At 67.9% G+C, this 22,437-nt stretch carries 22 protein-coding genes and 2 tRNA genes; 13 read left to right on the top strand and 11 right to left on the bottom strand.

Annotated elements, in window-relative coordinates:
* Positions 1–119: 119 nt before the first annotated feature.
* Positions 120–299 (bottom strand): 50S ribosomal protein L32, encoded by a 180-nt coding sequence (gene rpmF / locus AP428_RS02875; protein ID WP_006051932.1) that lies wholly within the window; start codon positions 297–299, stop codon positions 120–122.
* A gap of 98 nt (positions 300–397) precedes the next feature.
* Entirely contained in the window at positions 398–1,033 is a 636-nt protein-coding gene (locus tag AP428_RS02870) for a DUF177 domain-containing protein (protein ID WP_054927531.1), read from the bottom strand.
* A 230-nt stretch (positions 1,034–1,263) separates the two neighbouring features.
* Between AP428_RS02870 and AP428_RS02865 the strand changes: the two genes are divergently transcribed.
* Both AP428_RS02865 and AP428_RS02860 read left to right on the top strand, forming a co-directional pair.
* On the top strand, positions 1,264–1,896 hold the full coding sequence (locus tag AP428_RS02865; protein WP_012328148.1) for a Maf-like protein: 633 nt from the start codon (positions 1,264–1,266) through the stop codon (positions 1,894–1,896).
* A complete protein-coding gene (locus tag AP428_RS02860; protein WP_011544932.1) occupies positions 1,893–2,615 on the top strand; it encodes an SAM-dependent methyltransferase in 723 nt (240 codons plus the stop codon). The genes AP428_RS02865 and AP428_RS02860 overlap by 4 nt, the downstream gene beginning before the upstream one ends.
* Before the next feature lie 100 nt (positions 2,616–2,715).
* On the opposite strand, the gene AP428_RS02855 is transcribed toward AP428_RS02860, so the two are convergent.
* Genes AP428_RS02855 through AP428_RS02840 form a run of 4 tightly spaced genes read right to left on the bottom strand, consistent with a single transcriptional unit; the run spans position 2,716 to position 5,788 of the window.
* Entirely contained in the window at positions 2,716–3,708 is a 993-nt protein-coding gene (locus AP428_RS02855; RefSeq protein ID WP_006476511.1) for a S49 family peptidase, read from the bottom strand.
* A gap of 12 nt (positions 3,709–3,720) precedes the next feature.
* Positions 3,721–4,122 (bottom strand): Rieske 2Fe-2S domain-containing protein, encoded by a 402-nt coding sequence (locus AP428_RS02850; protein ID WP_011544931.1) that lies wholly within the window; start codon positions 4,120–4,122, stop codon positions 3,721–3,723.
* A complete protein-coding gene (locus tag AP428_RS02845; RefSeq protein ID WP_006493743.1) occupies positions 4,119–4,778 on the bottom strand; it encodes an HAD-IA family hydrolase in 660 nt (219 codons plus the stop codon). The genes AP428_RS02850 and AP428_RS02845 overlap by 4 nt, the downstream gene beginning before the upstream one ends.
* A gap of 5 nt (positions 4,779–4,783) precedes the next feature.
* The gene (locus AP428_RS02840; protein ID WP_011544930.1) at positions 4,784–5,788 is read right to left on the bottom strand and encodes an RluA family pseudouridine synthase; all 1,005 of its coding nucleotides are present in this window, start codon (positions 5,786–5,788) and stop codon (positions 4,784–4,786) included.
* A 720-nt stretch (positions 5,789–6,508) separates the two neighbouring features.
* Here AP428_RS02840 and AP428_RS02835 point away from each other — a divergent pair.
* The 6 genes from AP428_RS02835 (at position 6,509) to AP428_RS02810 (ending at position 13,781) form a co-directional block, all read left to right on the top strand.
* A complete protein-coding gene (locus AP428_RS02835; RefSeq protein ID WP_054927530.1) occupies positions 6,509–9,703 on the top strand; it encodes an Rne/Rng family ribonuclease in 3,195 nt (1,064 codons plus the stop codon).
* A gap of 131 nt (positions 9,704–9,834) precedes the next feature.
* The gene (moaA, locus tag AP428_RS02830) at positions 9,835–10,947 is read left to right on the top strand and encodes a GTP 3',8-cyclase MoaA (protein WP_027805407.1); all 1,113 of its coding nucleotides are present in this window, start codon (positions 9,835–9,837) and stop codon (positions 10,945–10,947) included.
* 29 nt (positions 10,948–10,976) lie between these two features.
* Positions 10,977–11,594: a molybdenum cofactor guanylyltransferase MobA gene (mobA, locus tag AP428_RS02825; RefSeq protein ID WP_011544927.1), complete on the top strand. Its 618-nt coding sequence runs from the start codon at positions 10,977–10,979 to the stop codon at positions 11,592–11,594.
* 111 nt (positions 11,595–11,705) lie between these two features.
* Positions 11,706–13,004: a gephyrin-like molybdotransferase Glp gene (gene glp / locus AP428_RS02820; RefSeq protein ID WP_054927529.1), complete on the top strand. Its 1,299-nt coding sequence runs from the start codon at positions 11,706–11,708 to the stop codon at positions 13,002–13,004.
* Between the two features lie 37 nt (positions 13,005–13,041).
* Positions 13,042–13,317, top strand: coding sequence for a hypothetical protein (locus AP428_RS02815; protein WP_006476519.1), 276 nt, complete (start codon positions 13,042–13,044; stop codon positions 13,315–13,317).
* Positions 13,314–13,781 carry a GNAT family N-acetyltransferase gene (locus tag AP428_RS02810; protein WP_054927528.1) on the top strand — a complete coding sequence of 156 codons (468 nt, stop codon included), beginning with the start codon at positions 13,314–13,316 and terminating at the stop codon, positions 13,779–13,781. The genes AP428_RS02815 and AP428_RS02810 overlap by 4 nt, the downstream gene beginning before the upstream one ends.
* A gap of 91 nt (positions 13,782–13,872) precedes the next feature.
* Here AP428_RS02810 and rmuC read toward each other — a convergent pair whose 3' ends face one another.
* From rmuC to pncB, 5 genes are all read right to left on the bottom strand, one after another.
* On the bottom strand, positions 13,873–15,348 hold the full coding sequence (gene rmuC, locus AP428_RS02805) for a DNA recombination protein RmuC (RefSeq protein WP_054927527.1): 1,476 nt from the start codon (positions 15,346–15,348) through the stop codon (positions 13,873–13,875).
* Positions 15,345–16,334, bottom strand: coding sequence for a D-glycerate dehydrogenase (locus AP428_RS02800; RefSeq protein ID WP_011544923.1), 990 nt, complete (start codon positions 16,332–16,334; stop codon positions 15,345–15,347). The genes rmuC and AP428_RS02800 overlap by 4 nt, the downstream gene beginning before the upstream one ends.
* Before the next feature lie 81 nt (positions 16,335–16,415).
* Positions 16,416–17,846, bottom strand: a complete 1,431-nt coding sequence (locus AP428_RS02795; protein ID WP_054927526.1) for a sodium:proton antiporter — start codon at positions 17,844–17,846, stop codon at positions 16,416–16,418.
* A gap of 43 nt (positions 17,847–17,889) precedes the next feature.
* On the bottom strand, positions 17,890–18,552 hold the full coding sequence (locus AP428_RS02790; RefSeq protein WP_011544921.1) for a lactate utilization protein C: 663 nt from the start codon (positions 18,550–18,552) through the stop codon (positions 17,890–17,892).
* 87 nt (positions 18,553–18,639) lie between these two features.
* Positions 18,640–19,839: a nicotinate phosphoribosyltransferase gene (pncB, locus tag AP428_RS02785; protein WP_027805402.1), complete on the bottom strand. Its 1,200-nt coding sequence runs from the start codon at positions 19,837–19,839 to the stop codon at positions 18,640–18,642.
* 301 nt (positions 19,840–20,140) lie between these two features.
* On the opposite strand from pncB, the gene fdxA reads away from it, so the two are divergent.
* The 5 genes from fdxA (at position 20,141) to AP428_RS02760 (ending at position 22,356) form a co-directional block, all read left to right on the top strand.
* On the top strand, positions 20,141–20,464 hold the full coding sequence (gene fdxA / locus AP428_RS02780; RefSeq protein WP_011544919.1) for a ferredoxin FdxA: 324 nt from the start codon (positions 20,141–20,143) through the stop codon (positions 20,462–20,464).
* A 102-nt stretch (positions 20,465–20,566) separates the two neighbouring features.
* Positions 20,567–20,642: transfer RNA gene (locus AP428_RS02775), tRNA-Asn, on the top strand.
* Positions 20,643–20,714: 72 nt separating this feature from the next.
* Positions 20,715–20,790: transfer RNA gene (locus AP428_RS02770), tRNA-Asn, on the top strand.
* Positions 20,791–20,917: 127 nt separating this feature from the next.
* Entirely contained in the window at positions 20,918–21,403 is a 486-nt protein-coding gene (locus AP428_RS02765) for a CreA family protein (protein ID WP_054927525.1), read from the top strand.
* Positions 21,404–21,462: 59 nt separating this feature from the next.
* Complete coding sequence (locus AP428_RS02760; RefSeq protein WP_054927524.1) at positions 21,463–22,356, top strand: AraC family transcriptional regulator; 894 nt, start codon at positions 21,463–21,465, stop codon at positions 22,354–22,356.
* Positions 22,357–22,437: the final 81 nt, after the last annotated feature.

The raw sequence follows: 22,437 nt of genomic DNA, 5'->3' as shown, positions 1-22,437 counted from the left end.
GAATTTCAGGCACAAAAAAGCGGCAGTTGAATGCCGCCTTTTTGTTGAGCCAGGAAAGTGTCAAGCGAACCAGTTGTCACGCGAACGGCGAGCGTAGCGCGCAACGCGTGACTTGACGCTTAGTCGTTCTTCGTCTTGACGACTTTCTTGCCGCGATAGTAGCCGTTCGGGCTGACGTGGTGACGCAGGTGCACTTCACCCGTGCTCGGCTCGACTGCCAGCGGCGCTGCCGTCAGGAAATCGTGCGAACGATGCATGCCGCGCTTCGACGGCGACTTCTTGTTTTGCTGGACTGCCATGACTAACTCCTAAATAATTTTCCGGATTCTAACACAGCCCGATCCGGCGCTTAACTACCCTGGCCCAAAGCCCTTACGCCTTCCCGCGCCACAACTGCTTAGTGTTTCTTGGTGCCGTCACCGTCCTTCTTCAACGCTTGCAGCGCTGCGAACGGATTCGGCCGTTTGCCTTCGTCCCCGGCTTCGTCGGACTCTTCGTCCGCCTCTTCCGCGGGACCGCTCGCACCCGACACGAGGCTTTCGTGAACTGCCGGGCAAACCTCGTGCTTGGGCACGAGCGGCAACGAAAGCAGCAATTCCTCTTCGATCAAGTCGACGAGATCGAACTGGCGTGAGCCCACGATCACATCGGCTTCATCGTCGTCGAGCGGAAATTCTTCAGCTTCTTCTTCGGTCGCGACGACGCGGTACGTCATGTCCACGTCGAACGTCTGGTCGTACGGCGTCATGCAGCGCTGGCACGTGAGCCACGCATGGCCATGCACCGCGAGGCGCAGATACGGCTGCTGCCCGTCGGCGCCGTCGTCCTGCAACTCCTTCTGCGTGAACCCTTCCGCCTGCCACGTGAAGACCGTGTCGCGATCTGGCGCGTCCGTCGGCACTTCGTTTAACATGCGCGGCAGTTGCGAGAGGTGTACCGCGCCAGCTGCCTGCCGCCCGCTGCGGGCGAACTCGAACAGGTCGACCGCGTGCGGATCGAGCGCCGCCGCAGGTTTGCCAGAAGAAGTGTTCATGTGCGCTCCTGCCTACAGGCTGACTTGCGGGATCCGGCTTGGCACCGCTCGCGTACGGCTCATCGAGGATGACGTACTTTACTTCCGAAGACCCGGCAGGCGCCACCACAACGGATGCCTGCCGACGAAAAGCGGGAAAGCATACCTGTTTTACCTTTTGCGGTCAATCACTTAAGCTTGCGTCCGCGCAACGCCGCGCCCCACCTGACGACTCACCGATCCAACCGACCATGCCGGATACCGTTTGCCGCCCGCCGCGGCTGATTCTTGCCTCCAGTTCCCGTTACCGCCGCGCACTCCTCGAGCGCCTCGGCGTACCGTTCGACGTCGTGTCGCCCGACCTCGACGAAACCCCGCTGGCCGGCGAAACGCCGGCCGCGACCGCACTGCGCCTCGCCGGCGCGAAGGCGCGCGCCGTGGCCGCGACGATCGACGCGCCGGACGGCGTGCTCGTGATCGGGTCGGACCAGGTCGCGACCTTCGACGGCCACCAGATCGGCAAGCCCGGCACGCACGAGCGCGCGCTCGCGCAACTCGTGTCGATGCAGGGCCGCGAAGTCGAATTCCACAGCGCGCTCTGCCTGTACGACAGCCGGACGGACGACGCGCAGGTCGAGGACATCGTCACGCACGTGCGCTTCCGCTCGCTGCCCGAGGCCGAACTCGACGCCTACCTGCGCGCGGAAACGCCGTACGACGTGGCCGGCAGCGCGAAGTCCGAAGGGCTTGGCATCGCCCTGCTCGATGCAATCGACTCGGACGACCCGACCGCGCTCGTCGGCCTGCCGCTGATCGCCCTCACCCGGATGCTGCGCGCCGCCGACTACCCGCTGTTTGCAACCACCCGTGGAGACCGCGCATGACCGCCGGCACGCTTTATCTCGTCCCGAACACGCTCGGCGAAGGCGACGAATCGATGCTCGCCGCCGTGCTGCCCGCCGCCGTGCAGGCGCGCGCCGGCACGCTCGGCTACTACATCGGCGAGAACGCGAAAACGACGCGCGCGTTTCTGAAGAAGATCGGTACGACGCGCCCGATCCAGGAAATCGAGATCAGCGAACTGAACGTGAATACGCCGGCCGGCGCCATCGACCGGCTGCTCGCGCCGGTACTGGCCGGCGCGGACGCCGGCCTCGTGTCGGAGGCCGGCTGCCCGGCCGTCGCCGATCCCGGCGCGCTGCTGGTACGCCGCGCGCACGAGCGTGGCGTGAAGGTCGTGCCGCTCGTCGGGCCGAGTTCGATCCTGCTCGCGCTGATGGCGTCGGGCCTGAACGGCCAGAGCTTCGCGTTCAACGGCTATCTGCCGGTCGATGCGGCCGCGCGCGCGAAACGCCTGCGCGAACTCGAGCAACTGTCGCGCAAGGCGCGCCAGACGCAGATCTTCATCGAAACGCCGTACCGGAATCACGCAATGCTCGACACGCTGGTCGCGACCTGCGCGCCGTCGACGCAAATCTGCGTCGCGGCCGATCTAACCCTCGCGACCGAGACGATCGCGAGTCGCACTGTGGCGGACTGGAAAAAGGCGCCTGCACCGAATCTGCACAAGCGCCCCGCGATCTTCCTGCTGCTCGCGAACTGATGCCAAGAACGGCGATCAGTTAATTGAAAGGCGGGCCATCGCGGCCCGCCGATTGTCGCCGGTCGCCGGTCGCCGGTCGCCGGCCGTCAGCGGTCAGCCGTCAACGCAGGCTGACCGACGCGCCGCCGGCCGTCAGCGCCTTCATCGCGGCGCCCCCGACGGCCGCGCCGAACTTGCGCGCGACGCGATTCGTCAGGCTTTCCTTCACCGTATAGTCGACCAGATCCGGCGCCTTCAGCACGTCGCGCGCGACCGTGTCGGTCGTGCCGTAGCCGTCGGCGAGCCCGAGCTCGACGCTCTTCTCGCCGGTCCAGAACAGGCCCGAGAACATGTCGGGCGTCTCGTGCAGCCGCTTGCCGCGGCCATCCTTCACGGCCTTGATGAACTGCGCATGCACCTGGTCGAGCAGCGCCTGCGCGTGCGCGTCCATCTTCGGCGTTTCCGGCGAGAACGGATCGTAGAAGCCCTTGTTTTCGCCCGACGTATGCAGGCGCCGCTCGACCCCGAGCTTGCCCATCAGCCCGGTGAAGCCGAATCCGTCCATCAGCACGCCGATCGACCCGACGATGCTCGCCTTGTCGACGAAGATCTTGTCGGCCGCGGACGCGATGTAATAGCCGCCCGACGCACACATGTCGGTCACGACGACGTACAGCGGCTTGTCCGGATACTTGCCGCGCAACCGCCGGATCTCGTCGTAGACCATGCCGGCCTGCACCGGGCTGCCGCCCGGGCTGTTGATCCGCAGCACCACGCCGACCGTGCCGTCGTCGTCGAACGCGGCGTCGAGCGCCGTGTTGATGTCGTCGGCGTTCGCGTTGACGCCCGCCGCAATCTCGCCGTCGATCGTCACGAGCGCCGTATGCCGCCCGCTCGACGAGAACTTCGAATCGCTGGAGAAATCGATCAGCGCGAACGCGAGCAGCACGAACACGCCGAGAAACGCGAAGCGGAAGAAGATCTTCCAGCGCCGTGCGGCACGCTGCTCCTTGACGGCCGCGAGCGCGATCCGCTCGAGCGCCGCGCGCTCCCAGCTCGGTTCACGGCTGTCGGGACGGGAAGAGGAATCCGGGGAATTCGGTTGGTCGGCCATGCAGTGATGTCGTCAGTCGGTCGTGGCGGGAGTGGCGGGATGCAGATCGGCATCGGGTACCCAGAATACCGCACGGCCGTCGGGCGTGTCGCGCTCGTCGACCTCGACCGGCCGCAGGCGGCCGCCGCGGCACGGGCCGCCGACGCACTTGCCGGTATCCGGCGCGTAGATCGCACCGTGCGTCGCGCACATCAGATAAAGGCCCGACGACTCGAAGAACTGCCCTTCGGCCCAGTCGAGCTCCATCGGCACATGCGCGCAGCGGTTCAGGTAGCCGTAGGCGCGGCCGTCGTAGCGCACGAAGAACACGACGGCCTGCTCGCCGCGCAGTGTCGCGTCGACCCGCACGCCGGCACCGCCATCGGTCAGTGCGGCCGATGCGCACACGCGCACGGCGTCCGGCGCCGCGCTCATGCGTGCTCCCGCAGCCATGCGGCCAGCGCGCCGACGTCCGGCGCGACGAAGCGCGGCGTGAGCGCCGCCAGCGCATCGGCCGTATGCGCGCCGTACGCGACGCCGACGCCGGCTGCGCCGGCGCTGGCGGCCATTTGCAGGTCGTGCGTGGTGTCGCCGATCATCACGGTGCGCGACAGGTCCTGCCCCAATTCCCGCGACAACTCGTGCAGCATCGCCGGATGCGGCTTCGAGAACGTCTCGTCCGCGCAGCGCGTCGCGTCGAACCAGCTCGTCAGCTTCGACTGGTCGAGCACGCGGTTTAGCCCGACCCGCCCCTTGCCGGTCGCGACGGCGAGCAGGTAGCCCGTGTCGCGCAGCTCGGCGAGCAGCTCGCGCACACCGGCGAACAGCTCGATGCGCTGGTCGTCGAGCAGATAGTGATAGCGGTAGCGCTCGGCCAGCCGCGCGTAGTCGGACGGATCGAGGGTCGGCGCCGTGATCTGCAGCGCATCGCGCAGGCCGAGGCCGATCACGTAACGGGACGCCTCGTCGGACGGCGTGGGCAGGCCGAGATCGCGGCATGCCGCCTGGATGCTGTGCGCGATGTGCGCAGTCGAATCCATCAGCGTGCCGTCCCAGTCGAAGACGATCAGGTCAAATTGCTGTCGAGCCATGCGGTTCAGGCGGTATCGCGCAATGCGCTGAGTTGATCGAGGAAACGCCGGCATTCGGCCGGCAGCGGCGCATCGAACTGCAGCGCCTCGCCGGTCAGCGGATGCGCGAGCTTGAGGCGGTGCGCGTGCAGGAACATCCGTTTGAGCGACGGCTGCGCATTCGCGCGCGCCAGCGCCTTGTTCAGTGCGAAATCGCCGTACTTGGCGTCGCCGGCGATCGGCAGGCCGAGATGCGCGAGGTGCACCCGGATCTGATGGGTCCGACCCGTTTTGAGTTCCGCTTCGACGAGCACGTAGTCTGGCCAGCGGTCGACGAGATTGAACACCGTATGCGACGCCAGCCCGTCGTCCTGCACGCGCACGCGGCGCTCCCCTTCCGGGGTCGAATACTTGAACAGCGGCGCCTTCACCGCACGGCGACGGCCCCAGTCGGGCTGCCATTCGCCGTGCGCGCACGCGAAGTAGCGCTTGTCCATCCGGTTCTCGCGGATCTGCTCGTGCAGGCCCACGAGCGCCGTGCGCTTCTTCGCGAGCATCAGGATCCCGGACGTCTCGCGGTCGAGCCGGTGCACCAGTTCGAGGAATTTCGCGCGCGGGCGCGCCTGCCGCATCTGCTCGATCACGCCGAACGCGACGCCGCTGCCGCCGTGGACCGCGACCCCGGCCGGCTTGTCGATGACGAGCATCGCATCGTCCTCGTACAGCACGTCGAAATTCGCGGGCGGCACGACCGGCGTGTCGGCACGCGCGAGGTCGGCCGCCGCCACGCGCACCGGCGGCACGCGAACGAGGTCGCCCAGTTCGAGGCGGTACTGCGCGTCGATCCGACCCTTGTTGACCCGCACTTCGCCGCTGCGCAGGATCCGGTAAATATGGCTTTTCGGCACGCCTTTACAGACGCGCAACAGGAAATTGTCGATGCGCTGACCGGCCGAGTTTTCGTCGATCTCGATCATCGATACCTGGCCGCTTGCGACCGAATTCTGGGATATTTTGCCTAACTCATTCATACTGAATATAATTTTGCCCAGCCTGACGTTGTGGGTGGCCTGTTCGGCCGGCCCCGGCTGAATCGGGCAAGGCGCAAGCGCAAACTGCTATTTTACTTGCGCCGGGGGTCCGCTGCTCACCCCTAATCAAAGAGAAGCAGCAAGTTGCACGCACGGCGCCGCCCGTCGGCAAGGATCGCGCCCACAGGCGGATTCGGTCGGCAAGGCGCCGCGGTAACGGAAAGTTGGTTGAAAAGAATTTGATCGGCAGCCCGACGGCGCGAAGTGCGTCCGCAGGCTGCCGGTTGCGAAAATTACGGCGTTGCGCCCGATTTGGCCCCGCGAAGCGTGCGGGGCTTGGCGACGTCAAACCAGGGAAGTACACCCCAAGCGGGAAAGTCGGGCTAGATTCGATACTCCCCGCTGCGGCCCAAGCCGCAGCATCTGCCGCCCGTCGGCGCGCGCGACGCATTGCGCGCGCCCGTGGCAATGCCCGGACAGGCTTAGCGCGCTTTTGCAGCGTGCGGTGTGTGAACGCCGTGCTTTGAAGCCGTATTCGCAGGTGCCCTATGGCCGCCGGCCCCGTCTTTCGGGCCCAAGCGCCTCTTCAGGCAATTCTCCCCGCCAGCATTCCCGCTCCAGCGTGCTCGTGACAACACAACAAGGTGCGGCCTGTCGTCGTTCCCGCCCTCGCGCCTGACAACCGCGAGGCGCCGGCAGCGGAGCCGCCTGGAGTCGTTCATGAAACGCATGCTGTTCAATGCGACGCAGCAGGAGGAGCTGCGCGTCGCCATCGTCGATGGGCAAAAGCTCATCGACATCGACATCGAAACCGCCGGGCGCGAACAGCGCAAAGGCAATATCTACAAAGGTGTCATCACCCGTATCGAGCCGTCGCTCGAAGCGTGCTTCGTCAACTACGGCGAAGACCGCCACGGCTTCCTGCCGTTCAAGGAAGTCGCCCGCCAGTACTTCAAGGAAGGCATCGACATGCGCTCCGCGCGCATCCAGGATGCCCTGCGCGAAGGCCAGGAGCTGATCGTCCAGGTCGAGAAGGAAGAGCGTGGCAACAAGGGCGCCGCCCTCACCACCTTCATCTCGCTCGCCGGCCGCTACCTCGTGCTGATGCCGAACAATCCGCGCGGCGGCGGCGTGTCGCGCCGGATCGAAGGCGACGAGCGCCAGGAACTGCGCGAAACGATGGCGCAACTGCAGATTCCGGACGGCATGAGCATGATCGCCCGTACCGCGGGCATCGGCCGCAGCGCCGAGGAATTGCAGTGGGACCTGAACTACCTGCTGCAACTGTGGCGCGCGATCGAGGCTGCCTCGCAAAGCGGCAATTCCGGCCAGCCGATGCTGATCTATCTGGAATCGAGCCTCGTGATCCGCGCGATCCGGGACTATTTCCAGCCGGATATCGGCGAAATCCTGATCGACACGAACGAAATCCACGATCAGGCCCGCGCATTCATGGACATCGTGATGCCGGACAACGTCGCGAAGGTGAAGCGCTACCACGACGACGTGCCGCTGTTCTCCCGCTTCCAGATCGAGCACCAGATCGAAACCGCGTACTCGCGTACGGTCCCGCTGCCGTCCGGCGGCGCGATCGTGATCGACCACACCGAAGCGCTCGTCGCGATCGACGTGAACTCGGCACGCGCGACCAAGGGCGCGGACATCGAGGAAACGGCCACCCGCACGAACCTCGAAGCGGCGGACGAAGTCGCCCGCCAGTTGCGCCTGCGCGACCTCGGCGGCCTGATCGTGATCGATTTCATCGACATGGAATCGGCGAAGAGCCAGCGTGAAGTCGAGCAGCGCCTGAAGGACGCGCTCAAGCACGATCGTGCGCGCGTGCAGATGGGCAAGATCTCCCGCTTCGGCCTGATGGAGCTGTCGCGCCAGCGCCTGCGTCCGGCGCTGTCGGAAGGCAGCCACGTGACGTGCCCGCGCTGCAACGGCACCGGCCACATCCGCGATACCGAATCGTCCGCGCTGCAGGTCCTGCGGATCATTCAGGAAGAAGCGATGAAGGAAAACACCGCGGCGATCCACTGCCAGGTGCCGGTCGAGGTGACCGCCTTCCTGCTGAACGAAAAGCGTCAGGAAATCAACAAGATCGAGTCGCGCTTCAAGGTCGGCATCGTGCTGATCCCGAACAAGCACCTCGATACGCCGCACTACAAGCTCGAGCGCCTGCGTCACGACGACGCGCGCCTCGACGATCCGCGCGCGTCCTGGAAGATGGCCGAGGAAGCGGCTCGCGAGCTCGAGTCGGAAACCGGCTACAGCAAGCGTGCCGCCGAAGTGAAGCCGAAGCAGGAAGCCGCGGTCAAGGGCATCACGCCCGAGCGTCCGGCACCGAGCGCGGCGCCGCAGCGTCCGGTCGAGCCCGTTGCCGCCCCCGCCCCTGCGCCCGTCGCAGCGGCAAGCGGCGGTTTCATCGGCTGGCTGAAGGGCCTGTTCGGCGTGTCGCCGGCACCGGCGCCCGCACCGGTTGCTCCGGCACCGGCGAAGGAGCAGGCAGCCCGTCCGGCTCGCGAACGCACCGAAAAGACCGAGCAGCGCGGCGGCGATCGCAATCGCAACCGTCGCGGCGGCGCCCAGCAGGCGCAAGGCGGCCGCGACCAGGCAGCCGCAGGCCGTGGTCAGCCGCAACGCCAGGAACGCGAAGGCAAGGAAGTGCGCGAACCGCGTGAAGGCCGTGAGCCGCGCGAGGGCCGTGAGCTGCGTGAAGGTCGCGAGGGCCGCGAAAACCGCGAAAACCGCGAAGGTCGCGAGAACCGTGAGGGTCGCGAGGGCCGTGGTCCGCGCGAAGGTCGCGAGCCGCGTGAAGGCCGTGAGCCGCGCGAACCGCGCGAAAATCGCGAGCCGCGCGAGCGTGCCGAACAGCCGGAAGGCGGCGACGCAGCCGGCCGGGGTGAGCGCCAGGAACGCGGCGAGCGTCGCGAGCGCGGCGAACGTCGCAAGCCGACCCAGCATGCGGCCACGCTCGAGACCGTCACCCGCGGTGAAAACCATCCGGAACCGGAAACCGACAAGGCTGCTGCAGAAGCCCTGCCCGGCGCGGAACTGGCAGCCGATGCGGAAGCCGGCGCACGTGACGGCGAAGAACGTCGCCGTCGCCGTCGCGGCCGCCGCGGCGGTCGTCGCGAGCGCGAGGAAGACGGCGCAGTCGACCAGGCAGAGCAAGGTGTCGAAGCCGAAGGTGAAGTCGCGGCGCAAGCCGTGACGCCGGCCGCACCGGTCGCAGCCGAACCGGCCCATACGGCCGCACCGGCAGTCGTCGCGGCCGTGGCCAGCGCGGTCGCCGTCGAAGCCGTCGTCGAGCAGCATGCCGCACCGGCCGCTGTCGAAGCGCAGCCGGCACCGGCACGCGTCGAAGCGGCTCCGGCCGCCCCGGTCGAGCCCGCCGTCGCCGTCCAGGCAGCAGAACCGGCACCGGTCGCACCGGTGATCGCGGAAGCGGGCCCGGCTCCGGTCGCGGTGTCGCCGACCGACGCGTTCGAAGTGCCGGCAACCGCGCCGGCCGCTGTCGAGGCGCCGCAAGCTGCGCCGGTCGAGCAAGCCGCTCCGGCCGCCGTGGCGATCGAAACCGCTCCGGTGGCAGTCGAACCGGCACCGATCGAAGCCGCCCCGGTCGAAGTCGTCGCCGCACCGGCCGAGGCCGTCGCTGCACCGGCACCGGTACCGACGCCGGCTCCCGCCCCCGCCCCCGCCCAACCGGCAGCCGCGCCCGCTTCGGCGAGCCTGGATGTCGTGCTGGAGCAGGCCGGTCTCGTCTGGGTGAACACGGACGCCGACAAGTTCGCGGCCGCGCAGGAAGCCGCGTCGCGGCTCCCGCGCCCGGCGCGCGTGCCGCGCGAACGCAAGGTGCTGCCGCCGGCCGATACGGCCCCGATGCAGCAGGTCGAAACGACGCACCACTGAACGGCGCATCGCACGACCAGGAAAAGCCCGCCTCCGGCGGGCTTTTTCACGTCCGCGCTGCGGGTTTCCGCCCACCGGCCCCGCCGGCCGGTTGCGGCTAAAATAGCGGTCTGGTTCGCACTTCTTCCAACATGTCCCGACGCATCATTCCTCTCGCCGACGTCAGCGGGATGCCGGACGTCTCCGGCGTCGCGCATGCCCCCGACGGCACACTGGCCGACACGTTCGCCAGGCCGCTGCGCGACCTGCGCATTTCGGTGACGGACCGCTGCAACTTCCGTTGCGTGTATTGCATGCCACGCGCGGTGTTCGACAAGGACTACCCGTTCCTGCCGCACAGCGCGCTGCTCACGCACGAGGAAATCGAGCGCGTGGCGCGGCTCTTCGTCGCGCACGGCGTCGAGAAAATCCGCATCACGGGCGGTGAGCCGCTGCTGCGCAAGAACCTCGAATTCCTGATCGAGCGCCTCGCGCGCCTGACGACGCATGCCGGCCGCCCGCTCGACCTGACGCTGACGACCAACGGCTCGCTGCTCGCACGCAAGGCGCGCGCGCTGAAGGACGCCGGGCTCACGCGCGTCACGGTCAGCCTCGATGCGCTCGACGACGCGCTGTTCAAGCGCATGAACGATGCCGAGTTCGCGAGCGCCGACGTGCTCGACGGCATCTTCGCCGCACAGGCCGCGGGCCTCGCGCCGGTCAAGGTCAACATGGTCGTGAAGCGCGGCACCAACGACAGCGAGATCCTGCCGATGGCCGAGCGCTTCCGCGGCACCGGCGTGATCCTGCGTTTCATCGAATACATGGACGTCGGCACGTCGAACGGCTGGAACATGACCGAGGTACTGCCGTCGGCGGACGTCGTCGCGCGCATCGCCGAACATTTCCCGCTCGTGCCGCTCGAGCCGCACACGGCGGCCGAAACCGCGCAGCGCTGGGGCTATGCGGACGGCAGCGGCGAGATCGGCGTGATCTCGAGCGTCACGCAGGCCTTCTGCGGCGACTGCACGCGCGCGCGGCTGTCGACCGAAGGCAAGCTGTACCTGTGCCTGTTCGCGTCGACCGGCCACGACCTGCGCGCACTCGTGCGCGGCGGCGCGAGCGATGCCGAGATCGCGACCGCGATCGCCCGCATCTGGCAGGCGCGCACCGACCGCTATTCGCAGCTGCGCGGCAGCGCATCGGCCGATACCGCGCCCGACGGCGCCGGCAAGCGCGTCGAAATGTCGTATATCGGCGGCTGACGCACGCCGCTCTGTCCACCCTGCGCACGATGCCCGCCCCCGCCTTCCCGTCAATTGCCGGCCTGCTGCTCGCAGGCGGGCGCGCCACCCGCATGGATGGTGTCGACAAGGGCCTGCAACTGCTCGACGGTACGCCGCTCGCGCTGCACGTGCTGCGCCGGCTGACGCCGCAGGTCGACGAGACGCTGATCAGCGCGAATCGCCATGCCGATCGCTATGCCGAGCTCAGTGCCCCGTTCGACGCGCGCATCATCGCGGATGAAACGCCCGACTTCCCCGGCCCGCTCGCGGGCCTGCTCGCCGGCATGCGCGCGGCGCGCGCACCGCTGGTCGCGTGCTCGCCGTGCGATACGCCCTATCTGCCCGTCGACCTCGTCGCACGGCTGCGGGCGGCGCTCGACGCGCAGCAGGCGGACATCGCGATGGCCGTCACCGTCGACGCGCAGCAGGTGCGCTCGCCGCAGCCGACGTTCGCGCTGCTGCGCACGTCGCTGGCCGACGACCTGGCCGCCCGGCTCGCGGCCGGCGACCGCAAGGTGCGTGCGTGGTACGCACGCCACAAGACGGTCGAAGTCGAGTTTCGCGACGAGCGTGCGTTTTACAATGCCAACTCCTGGCAGGAACTCGCCGCGCTGGCCCGTCGCTGACGGCCCTGTGCCGTTCCCGCCCGGCGCCCGCCACACGCGAAACCCGCGCCCCGGCACCCTCCTCGCGCCACCGGCCACGAACCCGATACGCCTTGCGGCGCAGTCCGACTGATGATCACGCACTCCTCGCCCGCCTCCCGAACCGCACCCGACCCCGATGCCCCGCTGTCGCTCGCCGACGCGCAGGCGCTCGCGTGCCGCTTCGCGGTGCCGGTCGACGCGTGTGACACGGTGACGCTGCGCGAGGCGCTCGACCGCGTGCTCGCGGCCGACGTGAGCGCGCCGTTCGACATTCCCGCGTACGACAACTCGGCCATGGACGGCTATGCGTTCGACGGCGCCGCCGCGGCATTCGCATCGGCGCAGGGCGAGGTCGCGATGCCGGTCGCCGGCACCGCGTTCGCCGGCCATCCGTTCGACGGCGCCGTGGCGGCCGGTGCATGCGTGCGCATCATGACGGGCGCGCCGATGCCGGCCGGATGCGACACGGTGATTCCGCAGGAACGCGTGCGCGTCGACGGCGACACGATCCGCTTCGCCGCGCACGACGTCGCGCACGGCGCGAACTGCCGCCGGGCCGGCGAGGATCTCGCGCGCGGCGCCTGTGCGCTCGCCGCGGGCCGCATCCTGCGGCCGTCCGATCTCGGCCTGCTCGCGTCGTTCGGCATCGCCGACGTCACGGTGCGCCGCCGCGTGCGCGTCGCCGTGTTCTCGACCGGCGACGAGTTGCGCGAGCCCGGCGAACCGCTCGGCCGCGGCGCGCTGTACGACAGCAATCGCGGCATGCTGATCGCGATGCTCGAACGGCTGCACGTCGACACGCTCGACCTCGGCATCGTCCGCGACGACCCGACCGCGCTCGAAGCCGCATTGCGCGCCGCCATCGCCGCGCAAGCCGATGCGGTCATCACGTCGGGCGGCGTGTCGGTCGGCGAAGCCGACTTCACGCGCGACGTGATGGCGCGGCTCGGCGACGTGACGTTCGCGAGTCTCGCGCTGCGGCCCGGCCGGCCGCTCGCGTGCGGCACGCTCGCCCGCGCGGCCGACGGCGCCGGCCACGCGCTGTTCTTCGGGCTGCCCGGCAATCCTGTCGCGTCCGCCGTGACGTTCGTTGCGATCGTGCGTCCTGCGCTGCTCAAGCTGGCCGGCACGCAAACGCCGCCGCCCGCCATGTATACGGCGCTCAGTACGCAGCCGTTGAAGAAGCGTCCCGGCCGCACCGACTACCTGCGCGGCATCGCGACGCGCGCCGCCGACGGCCAATGGCACGTCGCGCCGGCCGGATCGCAAAGCTCCGCGTCGTTGAGCGGCCTTGCCGCCGCCAACTGTTTCATCGTCCTGGGCCACGATACCGCGGCAGTCGACGCGGGCGCCCCGGTCGACATCCTGCCGCTCGACGGCCTGATCTGAATTCCAATCGGTATATCTCTACGGGGGCAATCCGCACATGAAGAAACAAATCTCGTCGATCGCCGCGGGGCAGACCGCAAAGGCGCTGATCCTCGTCTACCTGACGTTCAGCGTGCCGATCGTGCTGCTCGGCATTCTGGTCGCGTATATCCGCTACGGGATGGTCGAGTTGAGCACGATCCTGAGCGCACTGCTGCTGAACGCGATCCTCGGTTTCGTGCTGCTGTGGATCGCGTGCCATGCGTACAACTGGGTCGCATCGCGCTTCGGCGGCATCGAGATCGTGCTGTCCGATCCGCCGGAGGAAGCGTGAGCGGCACGCCGCTGATCCGCGCGGCCGACCCGCGCGACGTCGGCGCGATCCTCGCGCTGATGCGCGAGCTGGCCGAGTTCGAGAAGCTCACGCATCTGTTCGTCGCGACCGAAGCCGATCTCGCCGACGCGCTGTTCGGCGAGCACCCGGCTGCCGAAGCGCTGGTGGCCGAGCGCGACGGCGCGATCGTCGCGTACGCGCTGTTCTTCCACAACTATTCGACCTTCCTCGGCCGCCGCGGGCTCTATCTCGAGGATCTGTACGTGCAGCCGTCGCAGCGCGGCACGGGCCTCGGCACCGCGATGCTGCGTCATCTCGCGGCACTCGCCGTCGAGCGCCGTTGCGCGCGCTTCGAATGGTCGGTCCTCGACTGGAACCAGCCGGCAATCGATTTCTACGAGAAGATGGGCGCGACCGTGCTGCCGGAGTGGCGCATCGTGCGCGTGACGGGCGACGCGCATTGAGGGCGAGCCGGCCGCGCCGGCGATCGCCGCACAAGAAAACGGGCGCCGCGGCGCCCGTTTTTTTCCGTCCGGCAGCGGCCGGCAACGCGCATCACGCGTCGTCCGCATCGGCGCCTTCGGCCCCGTCCGCGCCGAGCAGCCCGGCCGCCGTGTCGCCCGGCAGCGCCTCGACCTGCTTGAGCTTGCGACTCATCACCCGCGTGCGCTGCTCGGCGGACTCGATCGAACGCGTGACCGTTTCGAGCTGCGCCTTCGTGCGCGCGAGCACGTCGCCGAACTTGCCGAACTCCGTCTTGACCGCGCCGAGCACCTGCCACACCTCGCTCGAGCGCTGCTCGATCGCGAGCGTGCGGAACCCCATCTGCAGGCTGTTCAGCAGCGCGGTGAGCGTGGTCGGCCCGGCGACCGTCACGCGATAGTCGCGCTGGAGCAGGTCGGTCAGCCCCGGGCGGCGCAGGATCTCCGCATAGAGCCCCTCGGTCGGCAGGAACAGCAGCGCGAAATCGGTCGTATGCGGCGGCGCGACGTACTTCTCGGCGATCGTGCGCGCTTCCATCCGCACCCGCGCCTCGAGCGCACGCGCCGCCTCCTCGACGGCCACCGCATCGGCGCGCTCCTGCGCGTCGATCAGCCGCTCGTAGTCTTCGCGCGGGAATTTCGCGTCGATCGGCAGCCACACCGGCGGCGCGTCGCGCGTGCCGGCATCGCGGCCCGGCAGCCGGATCGCGAATTCGACGCGCTCGGTGCTCTTCGGCACCGTCGCGACGTTCTTCGCGTACTGGTCGGCCGTCAGCATCTGTTCGAGCAGCGCTTCGAGCTGCACCTCGCCCCAGGTGCCGCGCGTCTTCACGTTGGTCAGCACCTTCTTCAGGTCGCCGACACCGGCCGCGAGCGTCTGCATCTCGCCGAGCCCGCGATGCACCTGCTCGAGCCGGTCCGACACGAGCTTGAACGATTCGCCGAGCCGCTGCTCGAGCGTCGCATGCAGCTTCTCGTCGACGGTGCGACGCATCTCCTCGAGCTTCGCTGCGTTGTTCGTCTCGATTTCCTTCAACCGCTGTTCGAGCGTCGCACGCACCTCTCCGATCCGGCGATCGTTTGCCTCGGTCAGTTGCGTGAGCTGCCGGTGCAACGTGTCGCCGAACAGCCGCAGCGCACCCGTCTGCTCCTCGCGCGCCTGCTGGGCCTGGCGCTGCAGGCTCTCGCGCATCGCGTCGAACTGCTGCGCGTTGCCGGCGACGAGCTTGCCGAGCTGCTGCGCGAACCCCTCGATCTGGTTGTTCTGCACGGTCGCCACGCTCGTCAGTTGCGCGGCGAGCGTCTGCTGCAACTGGACGAAGCTGCCGGCAAGCTCGGTACGCGAGCCGCGTGCGTTTTCGACGATCTCGCCGCGCAATTCGCGTTCGAGCCGCTCGACCGCGCGCGCCTGAGCATGCGCGGCGTCCTCGATCTGATCGCCGAGCACGGCCGCATCGTCGTGGCGGCCGCCGCGCACGAGCGCGACGATCGCCACCGCGAGCGCGACGGCCAGCACGACGACCGCCGCCAGCAACAACGTCATCGTCATGCGCGCGGCTTCCCGATCACGTCAGGGTTGATCGGATTCGGCGGCTGCCCCGCACGCGGCCCCTCGCCGAGCGCGGCGATCAGGTTGTCGGCAGCGAGATTCGCCATCGCGCGGCGGGTCTTTTCGGTCGCGCTCGCGATATGCGGCGTCAGCACGACGTTCGGCACCTCGAGCAGCGCCGGATGCACGCTCGGCTCGCCCTCGTACACGTCGAGGCCGGCCGCGGCGATCGTCCCGTCGCGCAGCGCGACGGCCAGCGCCGCATCGTCGACGATCCCGCCGCGCGCGATATTGGTCAGCGTCGCCGTGGGTTTCATCTTCGCGAGCTCGGCCGCGCCGATCGTGTGATGGTTCTCCTGGGTGTACGGCAGCACGAGCACGACATGATCGGCGCGCGCGAGCAGCGCATCCTTCGACACGTATTCGGCATTCAGCTCGGCCTCGATCTCCGGCGCGACCCGCGACCGGTTGTGATAGATCACCTGCATCCCGAAGCCGCGCGCGCGGCGCGCGAGCGCCTGGCCGATGCGGCCCATCCCGATCACGCCGAGCGTCGAGCCGTGGATATCGGTGCCGAGAAAGCCGTCGTACGCCCACTTCTGCCAGTGACCGGCGCGCAGCCAGTGTTCCGATTCGGCGATCCGGCGCGCGGCGGCCATCATCAGCGCCCAGCCGAAATCGGCGGTCGACTCGTTCAGCACGTCGGGCGTGTTGGTGCCGAGCACGTTCGCCGCGTTGAACGCAGCCATGTCAAAGTTGTTGTAGCCGACCGCCATGTTCGCCACGACCCGCAGGCGTGGCGCCGCCGCGAGCGTGGCCGCGCCGACCGGATCGCCGGCCGTCAGCGCGCCGTCCTTGTCGGCCAGACGCGCGGCGAGCGCGTCGGGCGCGAGCGCGTCGCCGTCGTTCCAGTCGACGTCGAAATACTGCTTGAGCCGTTCGATCACGTCCGGAAAGATCGGACGCGCGACCAGGATCTTCTGCATCGCCATCTCCGCATGCCGCGGACGGATCGCGGCGCGCCATGCGCCGCCGGAGCCGCCCGCTCGGGGTTGAAAAACGTCAGCTTACGCCGTGAAGAAAAGCCACGACGTAAGCAGGAATACCGGTATCAGCACGACGAGCGCCCAGCCGAGGTACGCGAAGAAACTCGGCATCTTCACGCCGCGCGATTCGGCGATCGCCTTCACCATGAAATTCGGCGCGTTGCCGATATAGCTGTTCGCGCCCATGAACACCGCGCCGGCGGAAATCGCGGCGAGTGTCGACGCGCCGGTCGTCATCAGCGTCTGCGCGTCGCCGCCCGCGAGGTTGAAGAACACGAGATAGGTCGGCGCGTTGTCGAGGAACGACGACAGGATGCCCGTCGCCCAGAAGTACATCGCGTCGATCGGCCTGCCGTCGGGCCCCGTGACGAGATGGACGATCTGCGCGAACGCGCCGTCCGCGCCCGCGCGCAGGATCACGATTACCGGCGCAATCGTCACGAAGATGCCCGCGAACAGCTTCGCGACCTCCTCGATCGGCGCCCAGTTGAATGCGTTGCCCTCGCGCGCGGAACGCGGCGTCAGCGCGAGCGACGCGAGCGTCACCACCACGAGCGCGACGTCGCGCACGAGATTCTGCAGCGCGACGTGCGTCCCCCACACGTCGAACGAGATGCCCGGCTTCCACACGCCACTCATCAGCACGAGCGCGATCACGGCCGCCAGCAGCACGAAGTTGATCTTGCCGTCGATCGACAGCGCCGCGCCGTCGGGCGTCGGATCGAGCGCGGCCGGCCGCTCCTCGCCGCCCTTCCGGTAGAAGTACGTATCGAGCACGAAGAACAGCGTCAGCAGCACCACGCAGATGAACAGCATCGGCAGCGCGAGGTGCGTGGTCGTCCAGAAGAAGCTCACGCCGTTCAGGAAGCCGAGGAACAGCGGCGGATCGCCGAGCGGCGACAGCGAGCCGCCCGCATTCGCGACGAGGAAGATGAAGAAGATCACGACGTGCACGACATGCTTGCGGTTGTCGTTGGCGCGCAGCAGCGGCCGGATCAGCAGCATCGCGGCGCCGGTCGTGCCCATCACGCTCGCCAGCAGCGTGCCGAGCGCGAGGATCGCGGTATTCAGCTTCGGCGAACCATGCAGGTTGCCGTTCACGCAGATGCCGCCCGCGACCGTGTAGAGCGCGGTGAGCAGCACGATGAACGGAATGTATTCCTCGAGCAGCGCATGCACGAGCGTGCCGAACGCGGTGCCGACGCCGAATGCGACCGCGAACGGCGCCAGGAACACGATCGCCCAGCCGGCCGCGATCTTGCCGAAGTGGTGATGCCAGAACACGGGGGCGACGAGCGGGAACAGCGCGATGGACAGCAGGATTCCCGCGAACGGGATGCCCCAGAGCGCGGACAGCGTGGCACCGTCGAGCGTGGCGGCCGATGCGAGCGCGGGAGCGGCGCCAAGCGCGATTCCCGACGCCATGCCCGCCCAGGCGGCATGTCGTTTCATGCGGAACTTCCTTGTTCGAGTAGGGGTGAATGCAGCGGGCGCGTCAGGCGCCCCGTACGACGATCGCGTGCACGCGGTACGGGCCGTGCGCGCCCAGAATGATCGTTTGCTCGATGTCGCCCGTGCGCGACGGGCCCGACACGAAATTGACCGCGCGCGGCAACTCGCCGCGCTCCGCGCGAATCAGCGCGAACGCGTCTTCATGACCGGCGACGATGCGTGACGCCGGCACGATCGCGATGTGGGTTTCCGGCAGCAGGCCGGCCGATGCGTAAGTGTCGGGGCCGGACAGCAACACCAGCGACCCCGTTTCGGCGGTCGCGCAGAAGCAGCCGGTGAGGCCGACGAGATCACCGTCGCGCGGCTTGCGGCACTCGACCGACAGGCCTGCGCCGGCCCAGTCGAGATCGGCCAGCGTGCGCCATGCGACGGCCTGCGTCGGCAGACCATGAGCGGCAAGATAGCGGGCGGCGGCGGCGGGCACATCGGCCAGCGTCGCGACTTCGTCGACCGTGGTCGACAGGCGCCCCGCTTCGTCGACGAAAGCCGCGACGAGGTCGGCCGGCGCCGGCGGGCGCGGGCCCTCCGGATGACGGGCGAGATAGTCGGCGACGCCGTCGCGCTCCGCTGCATCGGGTTCGGCCGCGCGCCCCTGCGCCGCGCGGATGCGCGCGAGGATCTGGCGACGGGCAGCGGAAGTGTCCATGAACGGTCCTCGTGACGTTGGCGTGCAATACGTCGGATTATACCGGCCACCCCTGCCGCGACACACCTTCGGCCGAACGGCCGACGCCTACTTCGACGCGTCTTCCTCGACCGGCTGCGCGATGCCGAATACCTGCCGCAGGTACGCGAGATACGCCTTGTCGTCGCACATGCTCTTGCCCGGCGAATCGGACAGCTTCGCGACCGGCTGGCCGTTGCAGCGAACCATCTTGATCACGATCTGCAGCGGCACGTAGCCGAGATCGTTGGTGAGGTTGGTGCCGACGCCGAACGCGAGCTTGCAGCGGCCGCGGAACCGTTCGTACAGCTGCATGACCTTCGGGATGTCGAGCGCGTCCGAGAACACGAGCACCTTGGTGCGCGGGTCGCACCGGTTCGCCTCGTAATGGCGCAGCATCCGCTCGCCCCACTCGAACGGATCGCCCGAGTCGTGGCGCGCACCGTCGAACAGCTTGCAGAAGTACATGTCGAAGTCGTTCAGGAACGCGTCCATGCCGTAGACGTCCGACAGCGCGATCCCGAGGTCGCCGCGATATTCCTTCGCCCACATCTCGAAGCCGTAGATCTGCGAGTCGCGCAGCCGCGGGCCGAGCGCCTGGCACGCCTGCAGGTATTCGTGCGCCATCGTGCCGAGCGGCGTGATGTCGTGCTTCATCGCGTACAGCACGTTGCTCGTGCCCGCGAACTGCGGGCCGAGCCCGTCACGCAGCGTGAGCGCGACTTCCTCGTGCCAGACCTTCGAGAAGCGCCGGCGCGTGCCGTAGTCGGCGATCTTGCAGTCGGCGAATTCGGGCTTCGCGCCGAGCAGCTTGATCTTCTCGCGCAGCCGCTCGCGCCCTTCGCGATAGTCGGGCTCGCGCTGCGTGTTGCGGAAATAGACTTCGTTGACGATCGCGAGCACCGGGATCTCGAACAGGATCGTATGCAGCCACGGTCCCTCGATCACGATGTCGATTTCGCCGTTGCCCTTCGGCGACGGCGTGATCGAGATGTACTTCTCGTTCAGGTGGAACAGCGCGAGGAAGTCGACGAAGTCGCTCTTGATGAAGCGCATCCGCCGCAGGTAGTCGAGTTCGACGTCGGCAAAGCGCAGCGAGCACAGGCCGCGCACCTCGTCGCGAATCTCGTCGATGTACGGCACGAGATCGACGCCGGGCGTGCGGCACCGGAAGCGGTATTCGACGTTTGCAGCCGGGAAGTGATGCAGGACGACCTGCATCATCGTGAACTTGTAGAGATCCGTGTCGAGCAGCGAAGTGATGATCATGATGACGGCAGCGCCAATATCGTGACCGGGCCCCGGCGCACCGCGCGCCGCCCGGTCTGTCGGTCATGTTACCCGAATGCGGGCCGGACCATCGTGAAACCGCCCCGCTGCCCTGCCCCCCGCCCTGCCGTATCGTGCCGGTGCCGGTATGCGGGTATCCGTCTTGCGCCCCCCCATAAACTAATCACGAAACGATATAAGCCGGATAGCCGACCTCGTCATGCGGGTTTTGCGCTTCAGTTACAATGCCGCTTTTGGCGCAAACGCCACCCCATATATACCGCCAAGCAGGAGCGTTTTAATGACTCACGTTGTGACCGAAGGCTGCATCAAGTGCAAATACACGGATTGCGTGGATGTGTGCCCGGTGGATTGCTTCCGTGAAGGTCCCAACTTTCTCGCCATCGATCCGGACGAGTGCATCGACTGCGCCGTGTGCGTCGCCGAATGCCCGACCAATGCGATCTATGCCGAAGAAGACGTTCCGGGCGACCAGCAGCAGTTCACCGAGCTGAATGCCGAGCTGGCGAAGAATTGGCCGTCGATCACGAAGACCAAGCCGGCGCCGGCCGACGCGGACGAGTGGAAGGACGTGCAGGACAAGCTGCACCTGCTCGAGCGCTGATCGCGCGGCGGCCGCAAAAAATTTTATGCGCCGCGGCCCCAAAGTGTTGACAGGTTAGCGAACACTCCATACAATCTCGTTTCTCTGCTGTTGCTTGTTTGTTCCCCGATAGCTCAGTCGGTAGAGCGCCGGACTGTTAATCCGTAGGTCCCTGGTTCGAGCCCAGGTCGGGGAGCCAAAAACGCAAAAGCCCGTTGAAAGTGGACGGGTTTTTTGTTGGAAAACACAGCACGCAGATGTACCGATTTATTCCCCGATAGCTCAGTCGGTAGAGCGCCGGACTGTTAATCCGTAGGTCCCTGGTTCGAGCCCAGGTCGGGGAGCCAAATAGCGAAAGGCCCGTCATGCGACGGGCCTTTTGTTTTTCCGGCCACCGTTCCGTCTTTCTGCTTTTCGTGGCCCGGTCATGCGCATGCTAGAGTCTCTGTCCCGCATTCGCATCCGGTTCCGTCGATGAAGCATCGTTTCCTGCGCTCCGCACCCCTCGCCCTCCTGCTCTCCGCCTTCGCCGCGGCACCGTTCGCACACGCGGAGGAAGTCGGCAGCGTCAACACCCATTTCCGCGTCACGGGCTCCGATCGCGTGGTCGTCGAAGCCTATGACGATCCGGTCGTGACCGGCGTAACCTGCTACGTGTCGCGCGCCCGCACCGGCGGGATCAAGGGCACGCTCGGCGTGGCCGAGGACCCCAGCGAAGCGTCGATCGCGTGCCGGCAGGTCGGCCCGATCAGCTTCAAGGAACCGGTCAAGCAGCAGGCCGACGTATTCAGCGAACGCATGTCGTTCATCTTCAAGACGCTGCACGTCGTGCGCGTGGTCGACAAGAAACGCAACACGATCGTCTATCTGACCTATAGCGACCGTATCGTCAGCGGCAGCCCGAAGAACGCCGTCACCGCCGTACCGATGCCGGCCGGCACGACGATTCCGGTCAAGTAAGGCCGCACCCGCCGGGCGCGCGAGCGATACACTGTCGGTTCGACCGCTCGCGCCCGATCATGTCCTCCACCCGCCTTCCCGATTCCGCACGCTACTGGCGTACGCCGCTCGTGCCGGACGCGGATCTGCTCACGGCCACCTATCGCGATCACGCGTTCGCGCCCCACTGGCACGACGCGTACACGATCCCCGTGATTCTCGAAGGCGCGGAACGCTTCACCTATCGCGGCACCGGCTACGTCGCCGAAACGGGCACCGTGCCCGTGATCAATCCCGGTGAAGTGCATACGGGCTCGCGTGCCGCCGACGAAGGCTGGTGCTATCGCGTCAGCTACATGCCGGTCGAATTCATCCACGAACTCGCGAGTACGATCGCGGGCCGCCCGCAGGATGCGCCCTGGTTTGCCCCCGACGTGATCCGCGACGCCGATCTCGCGGCCCGGCTCACGCTCGCGCACCGGATGCTGGAAGCCGGCAGCGAGCGCGCGCTGTCGTCGCAGGCCGATGCGGCCGGCGATTCGGCCACCGGCGCGCCGCACATCTACGATCCGCTCGCCGCCGAAATCGCGATGCTCGACGCGCTGTCGACGCTGATCGTGCGCCACGCCGACGTGCGGCCGCAACCGGCGCGGCTCGCGGCCGACGAGCCTCGCGTCGACGTGATGCGCGAGCGGCTCGCCGCCGACCTGACGTCCACGGTGACGCTCGACGACGTCGCGCAGACGGTCGGCCTGTCGCCATTTCACGCGGCGCGCCTGTTCACACGCACGACCGGCATGCCGCCGCATGCGTGGCGCAACCAGCTGCGGCTGCAGCGTGCGCTGGCGCCGCTGCGTGCGGGCGTGCCCGTCGCCGATGTCGCCGCGGCCAGCGGCTTCGTCGACCAGAGCCACTTCACGCGGCATTTCAAACGGATGTTCGGCGTGCCGCCCGGGCGCTGGCAGGCAAGCTGACGCGCGGCATCCCGCCATCGCCGGCCGCGCCGCGCCCCGTGCCGGCCGGCACGTGAGCACCGGCCCCGCTCCGGCGGGCGC

This window comes from Burkholderia sp. E168m22 (assembly GCF_001319805.1).
GTDB classification, from domain to species: Bacteria; Pseudomonadota; Gammaproteobacteria; order Burkholderiales; family Burkholderiaceae; genus Burkholderia; species Burkholderia orbicola.
This window is presented reverse-complemented; position numbering and strand designations above follow the sequence as displayed.

What these genes read in the sequence shown, in the direction of transcription:
- mobA (WP_011544927.1), top strand. Translation starts at nt 10,977, where the DNA reads ATGCCCGCCCCCGCCTTCCCGTCAATTGCCGGCCTGCTGCTCGCAGGC.
- AP428_RS02865 (WP_012328148.1), top strand. Translation starts at nt 1,264, where the DNA reads ATGCCGGATACCGTTTGCCGCCCGCCGCGGCTGATTCTTGCCTCCAGT.
- AP428_RS02835 (WP_054927530.1), top strand. Translation starts at nt 6,509, where the DNA reads ATGAAACGCATGCTGTTCAATGCGACGCAGCAGGAGGAGCTGCGCGTC.
- AP428_RS02760 (WP_054927524.1), top strand. Translation starts at nt 21,463, where the DNA reads ATGTCCTCCACCCGCCTTCCCGATTCCGCACGCTACTGGCGTACGCCG.
- AP428_RS02855 (WP_006476511.1), bottom strand. Translation starts at nt 3,708, where the DNA reads ATGGCCGACCAACCGAATTCCCCGGATTCCTCTTCCCGTCCCGACAGC.
- moaA (WP_027805407.1), top strand. Translation starts at nt 9,835, where the DNA reads ATGTCCCGACGCATCATTCCTCTCGCCGACGTCAGCGGGATGCCGGAC.
- AP428_RS02870 (WP_054927531.1), bottom strand. Translation starts at nt 1,033, where the DNA reads ATGAACACTTCTTCTGGCAAACCTGCGGCGGCGCTCGATCCGCACGCG.
- rmuC (WP_054927527.1), bottom strand. Translation starts at nt 15,348, where the DNA reads ATGACGATGACGTTGTTGCTGGCGGCGGTCGTCGTGCTGGCCGTCGCG.
- AP428_RS02790 (WP_011544921.1), bottom strand. Translation starts at nt 18,552, where the DNA reads ATGGACACTTCCGCTGCCCGTCGCCAGATCCTCGCGCGCATCCGCGCG.
- pncB (WP_027805402.1), bottom strand. Translation starts at nt 19,839, where the DNA reads ATGATCATCACTTCGCTGCTCGACACGGATCTCTACAAGTTCACGATG.
- AP428_RS02850 (WP_011544931.1), bottom strand. Translation starts at nt 4,122, where the DNA reads ATGAGCGCGGCGCCGGACGCCGTGCGCGTGTGCGCATCGGCCGCACTG.
- glp (WP_054927529.1), top strand. Translation starts at nt 11,706, where the DNA reads ATGATCACGCACTCCTCGCCCGCCTCCCGAACCGCACCCGACCCCGAT.
- AP428_RS02860 (WP_011544932.1), top strand. Translation starts at nt 1,893, where the DNA reads ATGACCGCCGGCACGCTTTATCTCGTCCCGAACACGCTCGGCGAAGGC.
- fdxA (WP_011544919.1), top strand. Translation starts at nt 20,141, where the DNA reads ATGACTCACGTTGTGACCGAAGGCTGCATCAAGTGCAAATACACGGAT.
- AP428_RS02840 (WP_011544930.1), bottom strand. Translation starts at nt 5,788, where the DNA reads ATGAATGAGTTAGGCAAAATATCCCAGAATTCGGTCGCAAGCGGCCAG.
- rpmF (WP_006051932.1), bottom strand. Translation starts at nt 299, where the DNA reads ATGGCAGTCCAGCAAAACAAGAAGTCGCCGTCGAAGCGCGGCATGCAT.
- AP428_RS02845 (WP_006493743.1), bottom strand. Translation starts at nt 4,778, where the DNA reads ATGGCTCGACAGCAATTTGACCTGATCGTCTTCGACTGGGACGGCACG.
- AP428_RS02800 (WP_011544923.1), bottom strand. Translation starts at nt 16,334, where the DNA reads ATGCAGAAGATCCTGGTCGCGCGTCCGATCTTTCCGGACGTGATCGAA.
- AP428_RS02765 (WP_054927525.1), top strand. Translation starts at nt 20,918, where the DNA reads ATGAAGCATCGTTTCCTGCGCTCCGCACCCCTCGCCCTCCTGCTCTCC.
- AP428_RS02795 (WP_054927526.1), bottom strand. Translation starts at nt 17,846, where the DNA reads ATGAAACGACATGCCGCCTGGGCGGGCATGGCGTCGGGAATCGCGCTT.
- AP428_RS02815 (WP_006476519.1), top strand. Translation starts at nt 13,042, where the DNA reads ATGAAGAAACAAATCTCGTCGATCGCCGCGGGGCAGACCGCAAAGGCG.